The sequence below is a fragment of the Saccharopolyspora rectivirgula DSM 43747 genome (genome assembly GCF_000497205.1).
GTDB lineage: Bacteria > Actinomycetota > Actinomycetes > Mycobacteriales > Pseudonocardiaceae > Saccharopolyspora > Saccharopolyspora rectivirgula.
On the sequence record NZ_AYJW01000025.1, the window covers coordinates 47,210 to 53,447 of the forward strand.

Genomic DNA, 6,238 nt, shown 5'->3' on the forward strand with positions numbered 1-6,238 from the left:
CAGGTCCACACCGCACCCCTCGAGCGTCCCCGGTGGACCGAACCGCGTGCACCAGCGCCGGCAAGACGACCTGGGGAACGCGGCACGCGCACGAGAGGGAACCAGCCCACCTGCTCCTCGGGAGCCGACGGGCTGGTGCGCGACCTCAACCGTCAGTTGATCTCGTAGTCCAGCACGTAGTGCGCGCCGTCCCTGGCGAACTCGACCTTCCCGCTGCCTTCGGACAAGGTGTGCCGCCCGAGCAGGTCGTCCGGGTCGAGATCGTCCTCCTCGAACAACTCCACGACGACCGAACCGCTGAACCCGTGGGTGGCTCCGATGCGTTCGCTCTGCCCGTCCGTCATCCGCACCGGGCCCCACACCTTCTCCCCGTCGAGCTTCAGGTAGGGGTGGTCACCACCGATGTTGTCCTCGGTGGTGTAGCAGTACAGCGTCCCCAGTTTGATGATCGCCATCAGTTCTCGCATCCTTCCCCCAGTTGGCGAATCGACGACCGCGTCGCTCGCGGCGACCGCCAGTATTGCCAGAGAACGATCACTTCGGGCGTTCTCGGCTCCGAAATGACCGGTGCGGAGCAGCGTTTCCCGGCATGTTCACCCGATGGAGTCGAACCAGAGCGCAGCTTCCGGAAGCTGCGCCACGACCGCCCGGGCACCGGAAACCCCGGTTCCGATCGAGCACCCCGCACTCCTGTCCACAAAGGCCAGAGCTCTGGCGCGGGACACCGCGGAACGCGGCGGGGAACCCCGCGCGACCCGAGCCGACCGGGCGCGAAGCCCCGGCCCCCGGGGCCGGCGAGGCGGTGCCGGACGAACCACGGCAGCACCGGGCTCAAGCTGCCCCGTCCTCCCCCCAGGCCTCCCCGCACGACTTCGGCTCCCGGCAGTCGTGGTGCCGGGCGTAGTCGGCGATGGAGACCGCAACGCAGCGGTCGCAGCCGATGACCGGGCGCGCGGCGGTGTAAGCACCAACCGCCACATCGCAGTAGGTGCGGCCAGTGCCGGCGGCGCGGATGTGCACCACCCCGTCCCGATCGGTCCACAGTCCGCAGGGCTTCAGGGCGTCGTCCACCGCAGCACCGGGAGAACTCGTCCGTTGCGGCATACCCCCAACATCGTCAACACGGCGCCCGGTGTTGAGCGGTTGCGCGCACTCGTACCCGAACTGCCGGTCCACGAGCACCGCACCCCGCAGCGACTCGAACACCCGACCGCACCGGGCACGCCGACGACCACCCCACGCCCGCGCCCCCGGCTACGCTGGTCGGGACACGCACAGAACCCACCCCGGCGGGGTGGCCTCAGGCGGAACCCCGGCGAGCACCGGAGAGGAAACGAGTGCAGCACCCGCAGAACCCCTGGGAGACCACCAGCACCCGAGAGGTCTACCGCAACCCCTGGATGAGCGTTCGAGAAGACCGCATCCGCCGCGGCGACGGCTCCGAAGGCGTCTACGGGGTCATCGACAAACCCGACTACGCCCTGGTCATCCCGCTCGACGGGGACCGGCTGCACCTGGTCGAGCAATACCGGTACCCGCTGGGCATGCGGCGGTGGGAATTCCCGCAAGGAACCGCCCCCGACCGCGCCTGGCTGCCCCCGCACGAACTGGCCGCCCGCGAACTGCGGGAGGAAACCGGGCTGCGCGCCCAACAGCTCACCGAACTCGGCACCCTCGACGTGGCCGCGGGCATGTCCAGCCAACGCGGCAAAGCGTTCCTGGCCACCGGCCTCACCCCCGGACCGCACCAGCGGGAACCGGAAGAGCAGGACATGCGCACCGGCTGGTTCACCCGGGACGAATTCGAGAAGATGATCAGCGCCGGGGACATCACCGACGCCCAGTCCATCGCCGCCTACGCGCTCCTGCTGCTGCACGAGCGCGGCCGCTAGACCTCGTCCAGCACCGACCGCAAGAACTGCTTTGTCCGATCGTGCTCGGGGGCGTTGAACAACTCCTCCGGCGGCTTGTCCTCGACGATCTTGCCCCGGTCGAACATCAGCACCCGGTGCGAAACGTCCTTGGCGAACTTCATCGCGTGCGTCACGCACAGCATGGTGATGTCCGTGCTCCTGGCCAAATCCCGCAGCACGTCCAACACCTCGGCCGCCAACTCCGGGTCCAAAGCGGAAGTGATCTCGTCCAACAGCAACACGTCCGGGTCCATCGCCAACGCCCGGGCGATCGCCACCCGCTGCTGCTGACCACCGGACAGCTGCGACGGGTAGGAGTCCACCTTGTCCGCCAGCCCCACCCCCTCCAGCCAGTGCAGCCCCCGCTCCTCGGCCTCCTGGCGGGACAACCCCAGCACGTGCACCGGGGCTTCGGTGACGTTGCGCAGCACCCGCATGTTCGGGAACAGGTTGAACTGCTGGAACACCATGCCGATGCGGCGGCGGATCCGCCGCAGGTGCTTCTCGTCCGCCGGCTCCTCCCGATCCCCCCGGCGCACGTGCGTCAAGCACTCCGAGCCCACGTAGATGCGCCCACCGTCCACCCGCTCCAACGTCATCAACAACCGCAAGATCGTGGTCTTGCCCGAACCGCTCGGCCCGATCAACGTCACCCGCTGGCCGGGCTGCACGCCGAAACTCAGCTCGTCCAACACCACGGTGCTGCCGAACCGCTTCACCACCCGGTCGAACCGGATCATCTCGTGACCGTCCGAACCGGCCTCAGATCGCAACACGGCGCTCCAACCTCCGCACCAACAGCGACGACGGATAGCTCAACAGCAGGAAGAGGATTCCCGCGATGGTCAGCGGTTCGACGTACCGGTACGCGTCCGAACCGGCCTCCTGCGCCGCCCCCACCAGATCGAGAACGCCGATCGCCAGCAACAGCGGAGTTTCCTTGAACATCGAGATCGTGTAGTTCCCCAGCGCCGGCACCACGCGCGGAATCGCCTGCGGCAGGATCACCCCGATCCACGTGTGCGCCGGCGGCAGGCTCAACGCGCGCGCCGCCTCCCACTGGCTCTGCGGCACCCCGTCGATCCCGGCCCGGTACACCTCGGCCGCGTAGCAGGCGTAGTGCACCCCGAGACCGAGGATCCCGGTCGTCAACGACGAGAGCCGCACCCCGAAATCCGGCAGCACGTTGTACAAGAAGTAGAGCTGCACCAGCAGCGGTGTGCTGCGGACGAACTCGATGAACCCCCACACCACCCAGCTGACCACCCGGATCCGCGAGCGGCGCAGCAGCGCCAACACCAGACCCAGCACGTAGGCCAGCAGCGAACCGAGCACGGTCGCCTCGAACGTCACCAACAACCCGCGCAGGACGTCCGGGATGATCTGCCCGGTGAACTCCCAATCCCAGATCATCAGACCACCCCGCCTTCAACGCGGGTGAGCGCCTTCTCCTTGGGCTGCGGCGCACGCCCCACCCCGGCCGCGGCCCGCCGCTCCCAGAACCGCATCACCAGGGTGATCAGCACCGACAGGATCAGGTACAGCGCCAGCATCAACAGGTAGATGAGCGCCGTCTGCCCGGAGAAGTTCGGCTCCAGCACGTCCCGGCCCTGGTAGGTGATGTCGTGGACGAAGATCAGCGACAGCAGCGAACTCGCCTTCAACAGCTGGATGAACAGGTTGTTGAACGGCGGGATCATCTCCACCACCGCCTGCGGCAGGACCACCAACCGCATCCGCTGCGCCGGGGTGAAGCTCAACGCCACCGCGCACTCGTGCTGCTCCCGCGGCACCGACCGGATCGCGCCCCGCACGATCTCCCCGCCGTAAGCACCGTGGTTGAGCCCCAGCACCAGGATCCCCGCCCACAGCGGCAACAGCTCGAACCCCACCAGCAGCGGCAACGCGAAGAAGATCCAGAAGAGCTGCACCACCTCGGAAGTCCCGCGCCACACCTCCACGTAGATCCGGGCGATCGCGCGCACCCACCGCCACGGGGCCAGCATGCCCAGCCCGGCCGCGAACGAGAGCACCAAGCACAGCACGATGCCGCCCAACGTGGACAACACCGTCGCCGGCACGCCCTGCAACAGGACCGCCAGCAGGTACGCGGGACTTCCGGACAAGGGCCACCTCCCCCTCGGGGGTCAACCGGCCGCGCAGAGCTCCTCAGTGGTGACATCAGCGGGCGGCAGGTTCTCCTGGGTGAACCCGAACGGTTGGACGATCCTCACCCACTCCCCGCTGTCGTGCAGCTCCCGCAGCGCCCTGTTGAACTCCTCCCGCAGCGAGTCGTCCTCGCGGCGGAACACGAACGCACCGGCCTGGATCTCCGGTTTGCCGTCGATGACCGGCGTGAACCCCTGGGTCACCTCCACCGGGGCACCCGGGTTCTTCTGCACCAGGTCGTTGAGCGAGATGTTGGTCAGCGCCGCGCAGTAGACCCGCTGGTCGGTCACCGCCTGCAGCAGCGCCGTCTGCGAGTCGAACGTCTGCACCTGCCCCTCGGGAACCCCGAGGCGGGCCGCGTAGTCCTTCTCCACCGCCCCGCTGAGCACCGCCATCCGCAGGTTCTTGCGCGTGACGTCCTCGAAGCGGGTCACCCCTTCCGGGTTGCCGCGCGGCACCAGGAACGAGGTCGGCGCGATGTAGTCGGGGATGGAGAACGCGGCGTTCTGGCAGCGCTGCGGGGTGATGAACATGCCGGCCGCCACCACGTCGAACCGCCGCGCGTTCAACGCCGGGATCAACTGGTTGAAGTCCACCTGCGTGGCTTCCACGTCGTTGATCCCCATCTTGCGGAACACCGCCCGAGCCACCTCAGGGGCCTCACCGGTGACCCGGCCGGCCTGGTCGGTGAAACCGTAGGGGGCCTCACCGGCGATCCCGACCCGCACCCGCCCCTCCTGGCGGGCCGACTCCAGCGGATCACCACCACCCCCGCCGGTGCTGGTGCAGCCCACCAGCGAACCACCGAACAGCAGGCCAGCGGCCGCATATCCGGAGCCTTTCAGGAAGATCCTGCGCGAGCACCCCGTGTCCGCCATGGCCATCGCCCCTTCGGTGCCTGAGAACAGGGTCCCTGAGGGCTTCCATAGTCACCGCGAACCAGCGGCACCGCACGCTAGGAAAAGGGAACTACCTGAACGAGTCCACGGCAGCCGGGTGTTGACACAGCGTGTCAGCTCGAAACCCGCGTCACATCCGCCCCCAGGGCGCGCATGTTCTCCACGAAGTTCGGGTAGCCGCGGTCGATGTGGAACACGTCCCACACCTCGGTGACCCCGTCGGCGCACAACCCGGCCAGCACCAACCCGACCCCGGCCCGGATGTCAGTGGCCCACACCGGTGCGCTCGACAACCGCTCCTGGCCGCGCACCACCGCGTGGTGGCCGTCGGTGCGCGCGTCCGCGCCCATCCGCACCAGTTCCTCGATGAACCGGAACCGGGACTCGAACAGGTTCTCGGTGATCATCGACGTGCCGTCGGCCACCGCGGACAGCGCCAACGCCATCGGCTGCAGGTCGGTCGGGAACCCGGGATAGGGCAAGGTCACGTAGTCCACGGCCTGCGGGCGGTTCCGCATCACCACCCGGAACTCCTCGTTCCCGCAGGTGACCTCGGCGCCCGCCGTCCGCAGCTTCTCCAGCACCAGGTTCAGGTGCCCCGGGTTGACCCCCCGCACCGTGATGTCCCCGCGGGTGGCGGCCGCGGCGAACGCCCACGTGGCCCCGACGATGCGGTCCCCGATCACCCGGTGCTCCACCGCGCGCAGCGACGGAACCCCGTGCACGGTGAGCGTGGACGTGCCAGCGCCCTCGATCTTGGCCCCCATCTGCTGCAGCATCACGCTGAGGTCCACGATCTCCGGCTCGCGGGCGGCGTTGTCGATCACCGTGGTGCCCTCCGCCAGCACCGCCGCCATCAGGATGTTCTCCGTGGCCCCCACGCTGGGGAAGTCCAACCAGATCTGCGCTCCCCGCAGGTCCTGGGCCTCGGCCACCACCGCCCCGTGCTCGATGTAGCTGGTGGCGCCGAGCTGGCGCAGCCCGCTCTGGTGCATGTCCAGCGGCCGGGAACCGATCGCGTCCCCACCGGGCAACGTGACCACGGCCTTGCGGCACCGCGCCACCAGCGGACCGAGCACGCACACCGAAGCCCGCAGCTTGCCCATCGACGGCGAAACCGCCTCGTGGTTGATCTCCGCGGGGGTGTCGATCGTCACCCGGTCCCCGTCGATCTCGACCGTGCAGCCGAGACTCCGCAGCACATCGGCCATCAACGGGACGTCGAGGATCTCCGGGCAATTGGTGATCGTGGTGGTG

At 68.6% G+C, this 6,238-nt stretch carries 8 protein-coding genes; 1 reads left to right on the forward strand and 7 read right to left on the reverse strand.

The window, feature by feature from the left end; all coding sequences use genetic code 11:
* Window positions 1-152 precede the first annotated feature (152 nt).
* Both SREC43747_RS0109190 and SREC43747_RS0109195 read right to left on the reverse strand, forming a co-directional pair.
* Window positions 153-455 carry a hypothetical protein gene (locus tag SREC43747_RS0109190; protein WP_029720907.1) on the reverse strand — a complete coding sequence of 101 codons (303 nt, stop codon included), beginning with the start codon at window positions 453-455 and terminating at the stop codon, window positions 153-155.
* 376 nt (window positions 456-831) lie between these two features.
* Window positions 832-1,206 carry a hypothetical protein gene (locus tag SREC43747_RS0109195; protein ID WP_029720908.1) on the reverse strand — a complete coding sequence of 125 codons (375 nt, stop codon included), beginning with the start codon at window positions 1,204-1,206 and terminating at the stop codon, window positions 832-834.
* A 194-nt stretch (window positions 1,207-1,400) separates the two neighbouring features.
* On the opposite strand from SREC43747_RS0109195, the gene SREC43747_RS0109200 reads away from it, so the two are divergent.
* Window positions 1,401-1,892: an NUDIX domain-containing protein gene (locus tag SREC43747_RS0109200; RefSeq protein ID WP_051387901.1), complete on the forward strand. Its 492-nt coding sequence runs from the start codon at window positions 1,401-1,403 to the stop codon at window positions 1,890-1,892.
* Here the strand turns inward: SREC43747_RS0109200 and ehuA are convergent.
* The 5 genes from ehuA to murA form a co-directional block, all read right to left on the reverse strand.
* Window positions 1,889-2,653 carry an ectoine/hydroxyectoine ABC transporter ATP-binding protein EhuA gene (ehuA, locus tag SREC43747_RS0109205; RefSeq protein WP_029720911.1) on the reverse strand — a complete coding sequence of 255 codons (765 nt, stop codon included), beginning with the start codon at window positions 2,651-2,653 and terminating at the stop codon, window positions 1,889-1,891. The two genes, SREC43747_RS0109200 and ehuA, sit on opposite strands and share 4 nt — an antisense overlap.
* A 22-nt stretch (window positions 2,654-2,675) precedes the next feature.
* Window positions 2,676-3,326 carry an ectoine/hydroxyectoine ABC transporter permease subunit EhuD gene (gene ehuD / locus SREC43747_RS0109210; RefSeq protein ID WP_029720912.1) on the reverse strand — a complete coding sequence of 217 codons (651 nt, stop codon included), beginning with the start codon at window positions 3,324-3,326 and terminating at the stop codon, window positions 2,676-2,678.
* The gene (gene ehuC, locus SREC43747_RS0109215; protein WP_029720914.1) at window positions 3,326-4,039 is read right to left on the reverse strand and encodes an ectoine/hydroxyectoine ABC transporter permease subunit EhuC; all 714 of its coding nucleotides are present in this window, start codon (window positions 4,037-4,039) and stop codon (window positions 3,326-3,328) included. The genes ehuD and ehuC overlap by 1 nt, the downstream gene beginning before the upstream one ends.
* A gap of 21 nt (window positions 4,040-4,060) precedes the next feature.
* Window positions 4,061-4,960 (reverse strand): ectoine/hydroxyectoine ABC transporter substrate-binding protein EhuB, encoded by a 900-nt coding sequence (gene ehuB / locus SREC43747_RS0109220; protein WP_029720915.1) that lies wholly within the window; start codon window positions 4,958-4,960, stop codon window positions 4,061-4,063.
* Between the two features lie 134 nt (window positions 4,961-5,094).
* On the reverse strand, window positions 5,095-6,238 hold a 1,144-nt coding region (gene murA, locus SREC43747_RS0109225), incomplete at its 5' end, for a UDP-N-acetylglucosamine 1-carboxyvinyltransferase (protein ID WP_029720917.1).

What these genes read in the sequence shown, in the direction of transcription:
- ehuA (WP_029720911.1), bottom strand. Translation starts at nt 2,653, where the DNA reads ATGATCCGGTTCGACCGGGTGGTGAAGCGGTTCGGCAGCACCGTGGTG.
- ehuD (WP_029720912.1), bottom strand. Translation starts at nt 3,326, where the DNA reads ATGATCTGGGATTGGGAGTTCACCGGGCAGATCATCCCGGACGTCCTG.
- ehuB (WP_029720915.1), bottom strand. Translation starts at nt 4,960, where the DNA reads ATGGCGGACACGGGGTGCTCGCGCAGGATCTTCCTGAAAGGCTCCGGA.
- SREC43747_RS0109200 (WP_051387901.1), top strand. Translation starts at nt 1,401, where the DNA reads ATGAGCGTTCGAGAAGACCGCATCCGCCGCGGCGACGGCTCCGAAGGC.
- SREC43747_RS0109190 (WP_029720907.1), bottom strand. Translation starts at nt 455, where the DNA reads ATGGCGATCATCAAACTGGGGACGCTGTACTGCTACACCACCGAGGAC.